The 15704-nt window shown below is 63.6% G+C and carries 13 protein-coding genes and 1 pseudogene; 12 read left to right on the forward strand and 2 right to left on the reverse strand.

Annotated features, from left to right (window positions below; genetic code table 11):
- Nucleotides 1-69 precede the first annotated feature (69 nt).
- On the forward strand, nt 70-2532 hold the full coding sequence (locus tag GCN75_RS20580; protein WP_152284065.1) for a TonB-dependent receptor: 2463 nt from the start codon (nt 70-72) through the stop codon (nt 2530-2532).
- A gap of 81 nt (nt 2533-2613) precedes the next feature.
- On the opposite strand, the gene xseA is transcribed toward GCN75_RS20580, so the two are convergent.
- The gene (gene xseA, locus GCN75_RS20585) at nt 2614-3975 is read right to left on the reverse strand and encodes an exodeoxyribonuclease VII large subunit (protein ID WP_152284066.1); all 1362 of its coding nucleotides are present in this window, start codon (nt 3973-3975) and stop codon (nt 2614-2616) included.
- A gap of 553 nt (nt 3976-4528) precedes the next feature.
- Between xseA and GCN75_RS20590 the strand changes: the two genes are divergently transcribed.
- The 10 genes from GCN75_RS20590 (at nt 4529) to GCN75_RS20635 (ending at nt 12991) form a co-directional block, all read left to right on the forward strand.
- Nucleotides 4529-4756 carry a hypothetical protein gene (locus tag GCN75_RS20590; protein WP_193317583.1) on the forward strand — a complete coding sequence of 76 codons (228 nt, stop codon included), beginning with the start codon at nt 4529-4531 and terminating at the stop codon, nt 4754-4756.
- Between the two features lie 548 nt (nt 4757-5304).
- Nucleotides 5305-5910, forward strand: a complete 606-nt coding sequence (locus tag GCN75_RS20595) for a MotA/TolQ/ExbB proton channel family protein (protein ID WP_086146704.1) — start codon at nt 5305-5307, stop codon at nt 5908-5910.
- Nucleotides 5907-6347 carry an ExbD/TolR family protein gene (locus GCN75_RS20600; protein WP_152284068.1) on the forward strand — a complete coding sequence of 147 codons (441 nt, stop codon included), beginning with the start codon at nt 5907-5909 and terminating at the stop codon, nt 6345-6347. The genes GCN75_RS20595 and GCN75_RS20600 overlap by 4 nt, the downstream gene beginning before the upstream one ends.
- A 94-nt stretch (nt 6348-6441) precedes the next feature.
- Nucleotides 6442-7497: a tetraacyldisaccharide 4'-kinase gene (gene lpxK, locus GCN75_RS20605; RefSeq protein WP_152284069.1), complete on the forward strand. Its 1056-nt coding sequence runs from the start codon at nt 6442-6444 to the stop codon at nt 7495-7497.
- Nucleotides 7478-7654, forward strand: coding sequence for a Trm112 family protein (locus tag GCN75_RS20610; RefSeq protein ID WP_010395789.1), 177 nt, complete (start codon nt 7478-7480; stop codon nt 7652-7654). The genes lpxK and GCN75_RS20610 overlap by 20 nt, the downstream gene beginning before the upstream one ends.
- Before the next feature lie 2 nt (nt 7655-7656).
- Nucleotides 7657-8415: a 3-deoxy-manno-octulosonate cytidylyltransferase gene (gene kdsB, locus GCN75_RS20615; protein WP_152284070.1), complete on the forward strand. Its 759-nt coding sequence runs from the start codon at nt 7657-7659 to the stop codon at nt 8413-8415.
- Nucleotides 8416-8893: 478 nt separating this feature from the next.
- A complete protein-coding gene (gene adk, locus GCN75_RS20620) occupies nt 8894-9550 on the forward strand; it encodes an adenylate kinase (protein ID WP_034782090.1) in 657 nt (218 codons plus the stop codon).
- A 192-nt stretch (nt 9551-9742) separates the two neighbouring features.
- Complete coding sequence (locus tag GCN75_RS20625; protein WP_152284071.1) at nt 9743-11866, forward strand: sodium-translocating pyrophosphatase; 2124 nt, start codon at nt 9743-9745, stop codon at nt 11864-11866.
- A gap of 193 nt (nt 11867-12059) precedes the next feature.
- The gene (locus GCN75_RS20630; protein ID WP_226941493.1) at nt 12060-12476 is read left to right on the forward strand and encodes a hypothetical protein; all 417 of its coding nucleotides are present in this window, start codon (nt 12060-12062) and stop codon (nt 12474-12476) included.
- 14 nt (nt 12477-12490) lie between these two features.
- Entirely contained in the window at nt 12491-12991 is a 501-nt protein-coding gene (locus tag GCN75_RS20635; protein ID WP_152284078.1) for a YMGG-like glycine zipper-containing protein, read from the forward strand.
- A gap of 129 nt (nt 12992-13120) precedes the next feature.
- Here GCN75_RS20635 and GCN75_RS20640 read toward each other — a convergent pair whose 3' ends face one another.
- Nucleotides 13121-15181, reverse strand: a complete 2061-nt coding sequence (locus GCN75_RS20640; RefSeq protein WP_152284072.1) for a TonB-dependent receptor domain-containing protein — start codon at nt 15179-15181, stop codon at nt 13121-13123.
- A gap of 290 nt (nt 15182-15471) precedes the next feature.
- Between GCN75_RS20640 and GCN75_RS20645 the strand changes: the two are divergent.
- Nucleotides 15472-15704, forward strand: a pseudogene (locus GCN75_RS20645) (hypothetical protein); the annotation flags it as partial.

Below are 15704 nucleotides of genomic sequence, written 5' to 3' on the forward strand. Positions count from 1 at the left end.
AAAAATGTGCAGCAGTAGCCAAAGAGCTATGTGATCATCATTCAACCAGTGGTAGAGGAGACAATAACAATGAAGCCGTTCAAGAGAAACACCATTGCATTCAGCCTGGCGCATGCGACGTTCGCCCAGTTCATCCTGATGGGCAGCGGCGCCGCGCTGGCACAGCAAGCCGGACCGGCCACCGCGGCCGCCGAGACGGCACAGCCGGCGGCCGAGCAGATGGACCGCATCGTCGTCACGGCCACGCGCCGCAACACCTTTGTGCAGGAGACGCCGCTGGCCGTCACCGCCTTCAACCAGGACACCCTGCAAAACAACCAGGTCAAGGACCTGGCCTCGCTGGCCACCATGGTGCCCAGCCTCGTCGTCGAGCAGCATGGCGACTCGGGCGGCGTGCACGTCTACATGCGCGGCGTGGGCTCGGCCAACCACACGGAGCTGGGCGACCCGGCCGTCGCCTTCTATGTCGATGGCGTGTATTCGCCGCGTCCCCAGGGCGCGACGGCGCTGATGTACGACTTGAGCCACGTCGAGGTGGCGCGCGGACCGCAGGGCACCCTGAACGGCCGCAATTCGACGGCAGGTGCCGTCAACCTCGTGTCGGCTGCGCCCAGCACGGCCAAGTTCATGGGGTCGGCCGGCATCACCGTGGGCGACTACCGCCATCTGCAGACGCAGGGCATGCTCAATATCCCGTTTTCCGACGACGTGGCGCTGCGCATCGCCGCCATCAAGGATAGCCATGACGGCACGGTGGATTTCCGCCGCGGCTCGAACGTCATGCCGGGCACGGCCAAGTATGGCGCCGGCGACCAGATGGGCGTGCGCGCCTCCCTGCTGTGGAAGTTTACGCCGCAGCTGCGCGGCACCTTCATCGCCGACTACTTTCTCGACCAGGGCGCTGGCAATGTGTACCTGGCGGCCGAGCCGAAGCCGGGCGAGAAGCTGCGCTCGGCCCTGATCGACACGCCGGGCACCCTGGACCAGTCCATCCTCACCTACAAGGGCAAGCTCAATTACAAGCCCACGGACGGGCTGGACTTCACTTACCTGGGCAGCTGGAGCCGCTACAAGCGCCAGAACAGCAACGATGCGGACGCGGGCCTGTTCCCGGGCTTCAAGTCGGAAAACCGCACGGACTGGGCGCAGTTCGACAGCTATTCACACGAGCTGCAAGCCCGTTCGGACGACGATGCGCCGTTCCAGTGGGTAGCGGGCCTGTTCCTGTTCAATGAAAAGAACAAGGTGCGCTTCGACATCGACCGCAGCCAGATTTCGCAGGCGGCCGTGCAGCAGGATATCGCCAACGGCGCCGTGATTTTTGTCCAGCCCACCGTGGGCCAGTATGCGTCGGCCATGTCCTTCATCCAGGGCGACCGCCAGCTCAAATCGAAAGCCGTGTTCGGCCAGGTCAGCCAGCAAGTGACGGACCAGATCAAGCTGACGGCCGGCGCGCGCTACACGAAAGACCACAAGTTCGATATCGGCGGCAAGAACTGGGCTTGCCCGAACTGGCCCGCCAACACGCCGCTGGGCACCACCGTGCTCACGCCGGACCAGCTGGCGCAGCTGGTCACGCCCGGCACGGGCCTGGCCAACACGCACAACATCGGCCCCGGCGGCGCCATCACGGCGGCCAGCTGCGGCAATACGCCGGGCGACAATACGGCCGACCTGAAGTACGGCCAGGCCACCTGGCTGGGCCGCATCGAGTACAAGCTGCGCTCCGACATCTTGCTGTTCGGCTCCGTGACGACGGGTTTCCACTCGCCGGCCATCGGCGACGGCGGCGCCACCACCAAGCCGGAAAAGCTGACCAGCTATGAAATCGGTTTCAAGTCGGACTTGCTGAACCGCCAGCTGACCCTGAACCTCGATGCCTTCCTGATGAAATACAAGGACAAGCTCGAATCGCAGGTGGTCAACAGCGTGCTGGCCAACTTCAATGCGGCCGGCGCCACGGTCAAGGGGCTGGAGGCGGAATGGGTGTGGCGGCCCACGTCGGTCGACCGCCTGACGGGCAACGCCACCTGGCTCAAAGCCGTGTATGACGATTTCCTCTCGTGCGACGTGGATGCGGCGCGCGCGAATGGCCAGTCCTGCGGGTCGACGGCGCCATTGGTGAATGTGGGCGGCAGCACCATGAAGCATGCGCCGAAGTTTTCCACCACGGTGCAGTACGAGCATGATTTCACTGTCGCCGGTGGCCAGCTCACGCCGCGCGCCTCCGTGCATTACGAAACCATGTCGTACGTGGGGGCGGGCGCCTTCAACGGCGACGTGCCGGGCCATGCGGGCGTGAAGCGCCAGGAAGCCTACACGACCCTGGACCTGAGCCTGCGCTTCCAGCCCGCGAACAAGGCCTATACGGTGGAAGCGTTCGTGCAGAACGCCACCGACAAGGCCGTCAAGCTGGACGTCAATGAAATCTGCACGGACGTGGGCATGCCATGCCAGCCCACGCAGCAGATCTACGGCGCCTTCTACAACGCGCCGCGCACGTTCGGCGCGCGCGTGTCGATGAAGTTCTGATGGCGTAGGGGGAAAGAGCAGCAGCAGTAGCAGTCCACTCAGTAGGGCAGGTGTTGGGCCGGGGTTCTTCCCCGGCCTTTTTTACTCCAATGCTGCCTGCACGCTGGCGATGCCGATCTGCGCGCTGCCTTCGGCCAGGCGCACGTTGACGTTCTGGCGCGCCTGCAGCTGCGCGGGCGAGCGCACGATGGCGCCTTTTTCGTCGCGCAGGATGGCGTAGCCCCGCTCCAGCGTGCGCTGGGGATTGAGCAGTTCCAGCTGCGCCGACAGGCCGTCGAGACGATGCCGCCGTTGCGTCAGCAGCTGCGCCATGGCCGCGCCGCTGCGGCGCTGGGCTTCCAGCAGGCGCGCGCGCGGTGCCGTGACGTCGGGCCGCAGATTGGCCCAGCGCGAGCGCAGGCGATCCAGCGCATGCTGCGACTGGTTCAGCGGCGCGCGCGCCGCATGCGTCATGGCCGTCGACAGGGCCAGCAGTTGCAGGCGCTGCTGCTGCAGCTGCGCCTTGGGATTGAGCAGGCGGCGGCTGTGGCGGTCCAGGGTCTGCGCCGCATCGTCGAGGCGGCGGCGCATGGCGCGGCGCAGGTCGGTCGCATCGGCGCGCAGTGACGCGAGCCAGTCGGCGCGCGGCGTGGCTGCCAGTTCGGCCGCCGCTGTGGGCGTGGCGGCGCGCAGGTCGGCCGCGAAGTCGGCGATGGTGAAATCCGTCTCGTGCCCCACGCCGCTGATCACGGGCATGGAGCAGTCGGCGATCGCGTACGCCACGGCTTCATCGTTGAACGACCACAGGTCTTCGATGCTGCCGCCGCCGCGGCACACGAGCAGCACGTCGCACTCGGCCCTTGCGGATGCCGTGCGGATGGCGTGCGCGATCTTTTCCGGCGCCTGCTGGCCCTGCACGGGCGTGGGATACAGGATGATGGACACGTGCGGCGCGCGCCGCTGCAAGGCAGTCAGCACGTCGCGCAGGGCGGCTGCCTGCGGGCTGGTGACGATGCCGATGCTGCGCGCGAACATGGGAATGGCGCGCTTGCGCTCGGGGTCGAACAGGCCCTGCGCGGCCAGCTTTTCCTTCAGGCGCTGGAATGCTTCATACAGGGCGCCCACGCCGGCGCGGCGGATGGCTTCCACGTTGATCTGGTAATCGCCGCGCGCGCCATACAGGGTGACGAGGGCGCGCACCTCGACCTTGTCGCCTTCGCGCGGCGTGAAGCCCGCGTACTGCGCGCGGCCGCGGAACATCACGGCGCGCACCTGGGCGCCATCATCCTTGAGGGTGAAATACCAGTGGCCGGAGGCGGCGCGCGTGAAGTTGGAAATCTCGCCGGCGATCCAGGTCAGGGGAAACGAGCGTTCGAGCAGGCGCGCAACGGCCTGGTTCAGGGCGCTGACGGTCAGCACGGGCGGGGCGGCAAAGCCGCTGTCAGTCTGGTTTTCGGTCATCATGAAGCTGGAAAGGGAAGGAACTGTCCACAAATTATCGGCGAGGTCATGCTTATGTCATATATCGTGAAAAACAACAAGTTCTATTTCTAAGTATTTGATTTCATGATGAATTTCCAGATGCTTGATTTGCGTGCACAGGGAAAAAGTCCTTTAATATCAAGCACATCAGTGAAGCGCATGCCACTTACGCACAAAGTTATCCACAGAAAGTGTGCGGAACTTTTTGTCCTGCACAGGGCTGCTGGATTTCTCCCTTGCAGTGGATAAAAAATGCCCTGCTACATTTTTACGCATGGAAATAAAGCATATATGAATCAATGGCTTAGTATCGCATGCATGGCCTTGCGCACAATCTTATCCACAAAAAATGTGCAGAACTCCGCCAGACGGCCCCGTTTATCCACCGCAAGGCGTATTGCAAGGCTTGCCTGATTTTTGCGCAGCATAAAAAACCGCATATAAATCAAGGGCCTAGCATGCAAGCGTGGGCCTTGCTCACAATCTTATCCACAGAATGTGTGTAAAACTGCATAAATCGTTTCGCCATTTGCCCGTGTTTTCCACCGCTGCGCAAGGCGGTGCGGCTGCCTCATTTTTCATCAGTGAAAAAAAGTCCTTTAAAATCAAGGGGCTTGCATGGAGTCAATCGGCTTGCTCACAATCTTATCCACACTTTATGTGTGGAACTGCACTGGCGGTGGAAAAGTGCCTTGGCGAAGCCACATTCTGCCAGGAAAACCTGCCTTTTCTGCCCTTGCCACATTTTTATGCATGGCAATAAAAACGATATAAATCAATGTACTTAGCGCTTATCTTTGCGCTTGCACACAATCTTGTCCACAGATTGTGTGCAGAACTTTATGGGCCGCCGATGGCATGCCGCTCTCCGGTCTGCCACATTTTTACTCAGTGAAATATTTTTCTTTCAAATCAATGGCTTATGCGAATTTCATCGCCTTGCGCACAATCTTGTCCACAGTAAATGTGCAGAACTTTTGTTTTGTTGAACATCTGACATTGACTACGCGCGATTAGCTGCTATGCCTGTATTTTGCGCAGGTGATAAATATCCATGTAAATCAATGACTTGGCTTTCACTGTTCATGCTTGCTCACAATCTTATCCACATAAAATGTGCAAAACTGGGCACGGCCGGCTGCGCTTCGCCAGCAGGCTGTGCATAAGGGCGCGCGCAGGCGCCACTTGCCGCCGGCGCGTCAACGCGCTACATTGCGCCATTCCGTCGCCGGTGCGCAATCGCGCTCGCGTGCTCGGTACAATACGCGTTGTCCAGGCCAACCATCGCCTTCCCTTTATCAGGAGTTTCTTTTGCTCGCTATATTTCAAGCCGCTGGCTGGCCCATCTGGCTGTTGTTGATCGCTTCCATCGTCGCCCTGGCCCTGATCATCGAGCGCCTGCTGTACTTGCGCCGCGCCAAGATATTGCCCCGCAAGCTGTTCGATGAAGTGGTGCAGGTGTATCGAAGCGGCAAGATCACGCCGGATACGGTGGCCAAGCTGGAAGACAATTCGCCGCTGGGCGTGGTGCTGGCTGCCGCGCTGCGCAATGTCGACGCGCCGCGCGAGGTGATGAAGGAATCGATCGAGGAAGCGGGCAGCGGCGTGGCCCACGTGCTGGAACGCTACCTGACGACCCTGGGCACCATTGCCACCCTGGCGCCACTGATGGGCCTGTTCGGCACGGTGGTGGGCATGATCGAGATCTTCGGCTCGCAAAACGCCAGCGGCTCGAATCCCGCCCAGCTGGCCCATGGCATTTCCGTGGCCCTGTATAACACGGGCTTTGGCCTGGCCATCGCCATGCCGACCCTGGTCTTCTACCGCCATTTCCGCGCCCTCGTCGACAGTTTCGTCATCGACATGGAGCAGCAGGCGGTCAAGTTCGTCGACATCGTCCACAGTGGCCGCAAATGAATTTCCGCAAAGGCAAGGGGCGTGAAGACCCCGAAATCAACCTGATCCCGTTCATCGACGTGCTGCTGGTGATCCTGATCTTCCTGATGGTCAGCACGACCTACAGCAAGTTTACGGAGCTGCAGATTACCTTGCCGACGGCCGACGCCGAGCAGGCCAAGGACAAGCCGCAGCAGATCGACGTCACCGTCGACGCCAAGGGCAACTACACGGTGAACCGCGAACCCGTCTCGTTCCGCGACGTGGCCGGCCTGGCCGATGCCTTGCAGAACGCGGCGAAGGCGGCCAACGGCGGCAAGGCGCCTGCGCAGACGCCCGTCGTGGTGGTCAACGCCGACCAGTTCGCCATGCACCAGATGGTGATCCACGTGATGGAAGCGGCGCGCCTGGCCGGCTACGAAAAGCTGACGTTTGCGGCGCAGGCCGGCGGCAAGTAAGGCCAACCCTCAACCCCAACCGAAGTGCCGGGGTCGCACCCTCAGGGTTCGACCCCAGGTGTCGATTTTGGGTTCCAATTTTAGTTGACACCGCATGCCCACATCCTCCCCCGCCAAGCTGGAAATCACTCTCACCCGCGCCTGGTTGACGCGCGGGCCGCTGGCGTGCGCGCTGTGGCCCGTGTCGCTGCTGTTCGGCGCCCTGAGCAGCGTCAGGCGCGCCCTGTTCCGGGCAAACATCCTGAAATCGGCGCGCCTGCCCGTGCCCGTGGTCGTCGTCGGCAACATTTTCATCGGCGGCACGGGCAAGACGCCGCTGACGATCTGGCTTGTGCACGCCTTGCGCGACGCGGGCATGCGCCCGGGCGTCATTTCGCGCGGCCACGGCAGCGCCGACCGCTTGCCGCGCGCCGTCAGCGCCGGCTCCACGCCGCAGCAGGTGGGCGACGAGCCCTTGCTGATCTTCCAGCGCGGCGGCTGCCCCGTGGTGGTGGGGCGCGACCGCGCGCAGGCGGGCAGGGCGCTGCTGGCCGCCCATCCGGACGTCGACGTGCTCGTGACGGACGACGGCTTGCAGCATTACGCCCTGCAGCGCGACGTGGAAATCGTGCTGTTCGACGGCCGCGGTGCGGGCAATGGCTGGCTGCTGCCGGCCGGACCCTTGCGCGAATCGCCGCGCCGCCGGCGCGACGTGACGGTGATCAATGCGCCCGAGCTGGCGCCGGCCCTGGTGGCGCAGGTGGCGCCCAGGGGCGCCCTGGTGGCGCAGATGCTGCTCGACGGCAGCGTGGCCGAGCGCATGGCGAACCGCGGCGAAAGCATGGCCCTTGCCGACCTGGCGGCCAGCGGCCAGCGCATCGTGGCGGCGGCCGGCATCGGCAATCCCGGGCGGTTCTTTGCCATGCTGCGGGGGGCGGGACTGGAGTTCACGGAACTGCCCTTGCCCGATCATCACGACTTCCTCGACCAGCCATTTGCCGCGCTCGACACGGATGTGATCTTGATCACGGAGAAGGATGCAGTAAAATGTGCGCAAATTGAACATCTCAAAGATGACCCGAGACTGTGGGTCGTCCCGGTCAGTGCGCGCATCGATAGCGCGCTGGCCCAACAAATTGTGGAGAAATGTCGTGGACGCTCGACTGCTTGATATCCTGGTCTGCCCTGTTTGCAAGGGCCCGCTTGAACACGATAAGAAGGCGCAGGAACTGATTTGCCGCGCCGACCGCCTGGCCTATCCTATCCGCGATGGCATCCCCATCATGTGGGCGGACGAAGCGCGCACCCTGCAAGACGCAGTGGAATAACGATGGCGTTCATCGTCATCATCCCGGCCCGCCTGGCCTCGACGCGCCTGCCCAACAAGCCGCTGGCCGACCTGGGCGGCAAGCCCATGGTGGTGCGCGTGGCCGAGCAGGCAGCCTTGTCGGGCGCCGCGCGCGTCATCGTCGCCACCGACCATGAAGACATCCGCGCCGCCTGCGCCGCGCATGGCGTGGAAGTGTGCATGACGCGCGCCGACCATCCGTCGGGCACGGACCGCATCGCCGAAGTGGCGCGCACGCTCGGTTTGCCGCCGGACGCCGTCGTCGTCAACCTGCAGGGCGACGAACCCCTGATCGATCCGGCCCTGCTGGCCGCCTGCGCGGCGCAGATCAGCAGCACCGTTCCCATGGCCACGTGCGCCCATCCGCTGCACGACATGGCCGACGCCTTCAACCCGAACGTGGTGAAGGTCGTGCTGGACAAGGCGAACCGCGCCTTGTATTTTTCGCGCGCCATCATCCCCTGGCACCGCGACGGCTTCGCGCAATCGCGTGAAAACTTGCCGCAAGGCTACGTGCCGCTGCGCCATATCGGCCTGTACGCATACAGTAATGCGTTCCTGCAAGAGTATCCGCAATTGTCCGCTTCGCCGCTGGAAGCGATCGAGGCGCTGGAGCAGCTGCGCGTGCTGTGGCACGGTGTGGCCATCGCCGTGCACGTCACGGACTCGGCCCCGGCCGCCGGCGTCGACACGCCGGAAGATCTTGCCAGAGTCCAGGCGCACTACCGTCACGCCACCTGAGAAAACGTCCATGGCTGCGTTGTCTCGCCTTGCTGTACATTCGTACTGTCTGTGGCGGGGCGCCGTGCCCTGAACGTTTAAAAACGTTCATGGCTGCGTTGCTCCGCCTTGCCGTACTTTCGTACTGTCTGTGGCGGGGCGCCGTGCCCTGAACGTTTAAAAACGTCCATGGCTGCGTTGCTCCGCCTTGCCGTACTTTCGTACTGTCCGCGGCGGGGCGCCTTGCCCTGAACGTTTTTCAGGCGCCGTGGGTGCGCATGAAAAATTTTATGCGGGGCTTGCCACAAAAAACCACATTTTGAAACGTCCGCCTTGCGAATCGCTGGCTTTGATCAATCAAGGCATAGCAATTCGATAGCAAACTGGCGTTCCGGGGATTTTTTGTGGTAAGTTTCGTAGGGAAAGATAGCCATAGCAACACCATCTAAAAATAATTACACATACCACCATCCAAAATCTGTTTTTTAGGAACTTTTCAATGCGTCTGATACTTTTAGGAGCACCCGGTGCCGGCAAGGGCACCCAAGCTAACTTCATCAAAGAAAAATACAACATTCCACAAATCTCCACGGGCGACATGCTGCGCGCGGCGATCAAGGAAGGCACCGAACTGGGCCTGGCAGCGAAAAAAGTCATGGATGCGGGCGGCCTCGTGTCGGACGACATCATGATCGGCCTGGTCAAGAACCGCCTGCAGGAAGCCGATTGCGCCAATGGCTACCTGTTCGACGGCTTCCCGCGCACCATCGCGCAGGCGGACGCCATGAAAGACGCCGGCATCAATGTCGACTACGTGCTGGAAATCGACGTGCCTGACGCGTCGATCATCGAGCGCATGGATGGCCGCCGCAGCCACCCGGGTTCGGGCCGCGTCTACCACGTCAAATTCAATCCGCCCAAGGTCGACGGCATCGACGACATCACGGGCGAACCGCTGATCCAGCGCGACGACGACAAGGCGGAAACGGTCAAGAAGCGTCTGGACGTGTACCACAACCAGACCAAGGTCCTGCTCGGCTACTACAATGACTGGGCCAAGTCCGGCCTGCCAGGCGCGCCGAAATACCGCCGCATCGCCGGCGTCGGTCCGGTCGAGCAAATCCGCGACAGCGCATTTGCCGCCCTGGCGGAATAAGCAGTTTTTGAAAAGCGGACCTGAGTGTCCGCTTTTTTTGTGCCCGCTTTTCACGCGCGGCGCCACGTCGTTTCTGGTTTCTATTTAGCGGTAGAAGTTTTTTGCAGGTCGTGTTTTCCTGGCTGCGCGTGCCTACCCGGTGCGGTCTGCAGCTGTCGGTAATAACGTCGGATAAAAACAGAAGGGGACGATATGGCAGCCAGCTTGTGGTTTGCGGTAGCCTGCGGCGTGGTCGCAGTCATTTACGGTTTGGTGTCGCGTAGCTGGATCCTGCGCCAGGATCCCGGCAACGCGCGCATGCAGGAAATCGCGCTGGCCATCCAGCAGGGCGCGGCCGCCTACCTGGCGCGCCAGTACCGCACCATCGCCATCGTCGGCGTGGTGCTGCTGATCGCCATCTATGCGCTGCTTGGCCTGCATACGGCGCTGGGCTTCCTGATCGGCGCCGTGCTGTCGGGCGCCTGCGGCTTCATCGGCATGAATGTCTCGGTGCGGGCCAATGTGCGCACGGCGCAGGCGGCCACCCAGGGCATCAACCAGGCGCTGAACGTGGCCTTCAAGGGCGGGGCGATCACCGGCATGCTGGTCGTCGGCCTGGGCTTGCTGGGCGTGACCCTGTTCTACTGGCTGCTGGCGACGACGGGCGCGCCCGGCCTGACCCAGCACGATTTGATCAAGCCCCTGATCGGCCTGGCCTTCGGCGCCTCGCTCATTTCCATCTTTGCGCGGCTGGGCGGCGGCATCTTCACCAAGGGCGCCGACGTGGGCGCGGACCTGGTGGGCAAGGTCGAGGCGGGCATTCCCGAAGACGACCCGCGCAACCCGGCCGTCATCGCCGACAACGTGGGCGACAACGTGGGCGACTGCGCCGGCATGGCGGCCGACCTGTTCGAAACCTACGTCGTGACCCTGATCGCCACCATGCTGCTGGGCGCGCTGCTGATGGCCGAGGCCAGCAGCACGGCCATCATCTACCCGCTGCTGCTGGGCGCCGTTTCCATCCTCGCGTCCATCGTCGGCTGCTCGATGGTGAAGACCAAGCCGGGCGCGAAGATCATGTCGGCCCTGTACACGGGCCTGTGGTGGGCGGCCGGCCTGTCCCTGGTGGGCTTTGCCGTGGTGACCTGGCTGTTGTGGCCCGATGACGCCATGCGCTACAAGATGATGGGCGCGACCGTCGTCGGCATCGTGCTCACGGGCCTGATGGTCTACATCACCGAGTACTACACGGGCACGGATTTCAAGCCCGTGCGCCACATCGCCGAAGCGTCGACGACGGGCCATGGCACCAACATCATCGCCGGCCTGGGCGTGTCGATGAAGTCCACTGCCTATCCGGTGCTGGCCGTCTGCATCGCCATCCTCGTGTCGTACCAGCTGGCGGGCCTGTACGGCATTGCCATTGCGGCGACGTCCATGCTGTCGATGGCGGGCATCATCGTCGCCCTCGACGCCTATGGCCCCATCACCGATAACGCGGGCGGCATCGCGGAAATGTCTGGCCTGCCCGACTCCGTGCGCGCCATCACCGATCCGCTCGACGCCGTGGGCAACACCACCAAGGCCGTCACCAAGGGCTACGCCATCGGCTCGGCGGGCCTGGCCGCGCTGGTGCTGTTCGCCGACTACACGCATGCGCTCGAATCCGTGGGCCAGCACATCACCTTTGATCTGTCGAACCCCATGGTCATCGTCGGCCTGTTCATCGGCGGCCTGATACCGTATCTGTTCGGCGCCATGGCGATGGAAGCCGTGGGCCGCGCGGCCGGCGCCGTGGTGGTCGAGGTGCGGCGCCAGTTCCGCGACATCAAGGGCATCATGGATGGCACGGCGCGGCCCGAATACGACAAGGCCGTCGACATGCTGACGGCGTCCGCCATCCGCGAAATGATCGTGCCGTCCCTGCTGCCCGTGGTCGTGCCCATCGTCGTGGGCATGCTGCTGGGGCCAGCCGCGCTGGGCGGCCTGTTGATGGGCACCATCGTCACGGGCCTGTTCGTGGCCATTTCCATGACCACGGGCGGCGGCGCCTGGGACAATGCGAAGAAATACATCGAGGATGGCCATTTCGGCGGCAAGGGTTCCGACGCCCACAAGGCAGCCGTCACGGGCGACACGGTGGGCGACCCGTACAAGGACACGGCGGGACCGGCAGTGAACCCCTTGATCAAGATCATCAATATCGTGGCCCTGCTGCTGGTGCCGCTGCTGCCGGCCACGGGCTGGCTGGCCGTCAAGGCGCCGGCGCCCATCCACGCGCCCGTGCCGCCTATCCTGGCGCCGGCGACACCCGTGCAAAGTTTGCCCGCGCAATAAGACGGCGCCATCCCTGCAGCCCCGTGGCCCGCGCCGCGGGGCTGTTTGCGTTTTTGCGCAGATGAAACTTTCCTGTCGTCCATATCCCCTGCGTATAAAAGGTGAGCAATTGTTACGGCAGCTTTGATTGCGCCGTCCGCCTGCCAATAATGGAGTGAGCATCATCGTCGTGGTAGCCAGGCAGGAGGATGTCATGAACAGCAATCGGGGACGCGGCGCACGGTTGGCGCTGCTGGTAATGGGGCTCGCGTCAGGGCTGGCGCTCGGTGGCGCTGCCTGGGCCGCGCCGGGCGGCCACGGCGGGCATGGCGGCCATGGCGGCTTTCACGGCGGCCACGGGCACTTTCATGGGCGTCCGCACGTGGGGGTCTGGTTTGGGCCGGCATGGGGCTACGGCTATGGTCCCGGCTGGTATGGCGATCCCTGGTATGGCTATCCGTATCCGTATGGCCGCACCGTGATCGTGCAGCCGCCGCCCGTGTACATCGAGCAGGGCGGCGAGCCGACGGCGCAGATGTGGTACTACTGCGCGCGGCCGCAAGGCTATTATCCCTACGTGAAAAATTGCAGTACGGCATGGCGCGCCGTGCTGCCGACCAGCGTGCGCTGACGGGAGCGACGAACATGAACACGAGCGCGTTGATCGGATGTTCGGGCTTGCTGGCGTCCGTGCTGCTGGCCGCCTGCACGGTGATGCCGGAAGGGCCGTCGGCCATGGTCTTGCCCGGCACGGGCAAGAGTTTCGAGCAGTTCCGCGGCGATGACGGCGGTTGCCGCGGCTATGCGCAGGCGCAGCTGGGCAGCAGTTCGGCGCAGCAGGCCGGCGTCGACAGCGGCGTGCGCAGCGCGGCACTGGGCACGGTGCTCGGTGCGGCGGCCGGCGCCGCCATCGATGGCGGCCATGGCGCCGGCGTGGGCGCCGGCACGGGCTTGCTGTTTGGCGCGCTGGCGGGCACGGGCGCGGCAGATAATTCCTTGCGCGGCATGCAGCGCAGCTACGATAATGCTTATCTGCAATGCATGTATGCGAGCGGCCACAAGGTGCCTGTCGCCGGCCAGATGCTGAGCAGCGTGCCGGCGAATGCCGCCACGCCGCCGCCCGATACGCCGCCGCCCCGGTACTAGGTTGCTACGACGCCTGGCGCAAGCTTAGCGAGCGGAAGGGGGATGCGCTTGAGACGCGCAACTGTACGGAGGTACAGTGAGCATCGCAGACCGCAGCCCGCGACGCGCAGCAGGTTTTGACAGGCGTGTTTAGAAGCGCGACGTCAGGCCGACGAACATGCGGCGTCCCGGCACATAGTAGTCGACCAGGCCATCGGCCATGGGTCCCTTCTTGAGCAGGTTTTGCACGCCGCCGCGCACGGTCCATTGGGGCGTGACCTTGTACGACACGACGGTGTCGACGATGGTGTAGGCCTTGTCGGCCAGCTTGCCGGCGTCGAGTTCCTTGCCCGTGTACTGGGCCGAGACTTCGCCGAACAGCTGGTCGTTGACTTGCCAGCCCAGCGCCGAGTACCACGACAGTTTTGGTGTCGACAGCAGGTTGGCGCCCGTGGTCAGGTTTTTCGCTTCCGCCATGTAGGTGACGTTGTTACGCCAGTTCAGGTTTTTCGTCAGCGGGATGGTGGCCGTCGCTTCCAGGCCGCTGGTGCGCGCTTTCTGGATATTCGTCATCTTGGTCCACCACTGCTTCTGGTAAAAGCCCAGTGGCGCATAGTCGATCTTGTTCTTGAAATCCGTGTGGAACCAGGTCAGGCCCACGTCCCAGCCATTCTGTTCCCACGCCACGCCGATCTCGCCGGCCGTGCTCGTTTCCGGCTTCAAGTCCGCATTGCCCGCCATGTAGCAGCCGCCCGTGATGTAGCCCAGCGGTTTCAAGCTGCCGCAACCGCGTCCGCCCGACTGCGTGGCTGCCGCCGGCGAGTTTTCCTTCAGGCTGGGGGCGCGGAAGCCTTGCGAGATGCCGCCCTTGATGGTCCAGGCGGGAGCCGGGTGGTACACCAGGTACAGGCGCGGGCTGTAATGGTTGCCGAACTTGCTGTGATGGTCGAGACGCAAGCCGGCCGTGGCCGTCAAGTTCTCGCGCAGGAACAGCTGATCTTCCGCAAACAGGGCCGAGGTAGTGCCCGACAGGGTGGCGCCGCTCACGGGGTTGCCCAGGTAATCAGTGGGGATGGTGCCGATGGTGTCCGTATTCGTCAGTTCCTGATGCTTCCACTGGCCGCCCATCACCAGCATCTGTTCGATGCCGCCCCAGCCGACCCGTTTTTCCAGGCTGGCATCGAGGGTGCTGTCCTTGGATTTGGCCACCGTGCCGACGACTTCGTTATCGAAATCGTTGTGATACAGGTTGACCGTGGTCTTGCCGAAGTCCCAGCGGCCCTCGTAGCCGAGGCTGACGCTCTTGCGTATCAGCTTGCTCGCGCCCCAGGCGCCGAACAGCGGGTAGCCGTCCGCATCGAGCGTGGTCGAATCCGTCGATTGCTGCTTGCCGTAGCTGGCGTCCAGCGACAGGTTCTGCTTCTTGCCCAGCGCCCAGTTCAGCTGGCCCGAGACAGTCTGGTTGCGTTCGCCGCCCATGCCGCCCGCCTTGCCGGCGGCTTTTTCATCGGGGTTCTGGCGCGTCTGGCCCACGCCCAGGCGCATGCCCACCGTGTCCGACAGGGGGCCGGCCAGGTTCACGCCCAACTGGTGCGCCGTGCCGCGGCCGCTGTCCTGCGGCTGCGTGTAGTTGGCCGTGGCCGAGCCGTTCCATTTGCCCGGCACCTTGCGCGTGATGATGTTGATCACGCCGCCCATGGCGTCGGAGCCGTACAGCGAAGACATGGGGCCCCGCACCACTTCGATGCGCTCGATCATGTCGGGCGAAATCCAGTTCAAGTCCTGGCGGCCCAGGTCGGGACGGTAAGCCGTGTCGGCCGAGCTGCCCACGCGCTTGCCGTCGACGAGGATCAGGGTGTACTTGTCGGGCAAGCCGCGCAGCTTGATCTTCGACGCTTCGCCTTCGGGACCGGTGCCGCCCGTCACGCCGGGGATGCGGCGCAGCAGGGTGTTCAGGTCATACACGGGCTGGCGTTCGATTTCCTCGCGCGTGATGACGCTGATGCTGGCCGGCGCATCCTTGATGTCGATGGCCGTGCCCGACGCGGTGACCACCACCGTGTTCATGGTGGGATCGGCGGCCACATTGCCTTCGGCCCAGGCGCTGCTGACGGCCAGCGACAGCAGGCAGGGCAGGAGCAGGGCGGCGGAATGGCGGGGGCGGGCGGGCGTGGCGACGGGAGCTGCGAAGGCGGGACTACGCTGGGTCATGGTGAACTTTCCGGATGTTGTTATTTCCTGGCTGCCTTCCGGGTGGCTCGGGTATGAATGAATGAAAAGAGTATAAACTGCGCTCGAATTCTGCGAATGAGAATAAGAATCGTTCTTATTGTAATGCCATCCTGGCAAGAAGGAAAGTGCTGAAAGGAAATAAAACACCGTTACCGTACGCGCATCCGCGCCGGGCAGCCGGTGCAAGCGTGAGAAACTGTTACCTTGCTGGCATCTGGCGCGGCGTGTGCCAATAATGAAGGCTGGCGATGGATGCGTGGGGAGGCAGCATGAAAACGAGGAGAGAAACGATACTGGCGCTGGCCTGCGGCGTCGCCGTATTTGCGGGTGCCCTTGCCGGTGCCCACGCTGGCGCGCAGGAGGGGGCGGCGTCCGAGTCATTGCCCGTGTGCCAGCTCGACCCGCGCGACAGCAGCAAGCTGGCGGTGGAACCGTGCCGCCCGGCGCCGCCCGTGCAGCCGCGCCGGGCCGTGGCGCAGGTTATCGGCCGCATGCCGGCGCA

Origin of the sequence: Janthinobacterium violaceinigrum (assembly GCF_009208555.1) — a bacterium.
GTDB lineage: Bacteria > Pseudomonadota > Gammaproteobacteria > Burkholderiales > Burkholderiaceae_D > Janthinobacterium > Janthinobacterium violaceinigrum.

Coding starts and splice junctions, on each gene's coding strand:
- GCN75_RS20640 (WP_152284072.1), bottom strand. CDS start 15,181: ATGACCCAGCGTAGTCCCGCCTTCGCAGCTCCCGTCGCCACGCCCGCC.
- kdsB (WP_152284070.1), top strand. CDS start 7,657: ATGGCGTTCATCGTCATCATCCCGGCCCGCCTGGCCTCGACGCGCCTG.
- GCN75_RS20625 (WP_152284071.1), top strand. CDS start 9,743: ATGGCAGCCAGCTTGTGGTTTGCGGTAGCCTGCGGCGTGGTCGCAGTC.
- adk (WP_034782090.1), top strand. CDS start 8,894: ATGCGTCTGATACTTTTAGGAGCACCCGGTGCCGGCAAGGGCACCCAA.
- xseA (WP_152284066.1), bottom strand. CDS start 3,975: ATGATGACCGAAAACCAGACTGACAGCGGCTTTGCCGCCCCGCCCGTG.
- GCN75_RS20630 (WP_226941493.1), top strand. CDS start 12,060: ATGAACAGCAATCGGGGACGCGGCGCACGGTTGGCGCTGCTGGTAATG.
- GCN75_RS20600 (WP_152284068.1), top strand. CDS start 5,907: ATGAATTTCCGCAAAGGCAAGGGGCGTGAAGACCCCGAAATCAACCTG.
- GCN75_RS20580 (WP_152284065.1), top strand. CDS start 70: ATGAAGCCGTTCAAGAGAAACACCATTGCATTCAGCCTGGCGCATGCG.
- lpxK (WP_152284069.1), top strand. CDS start 6,442: ATGCCCACATCCTCCCCCGCCAAGCTGGAAATCACTCTCACCCGCGCC.
- GCN75_RS20635 (WP_152284078.1), top strand. CDS start 12,491: ATGAACACGAGCGCGTTGATCGGATGTTCGGGCTTGCTGGCGTCCGTG.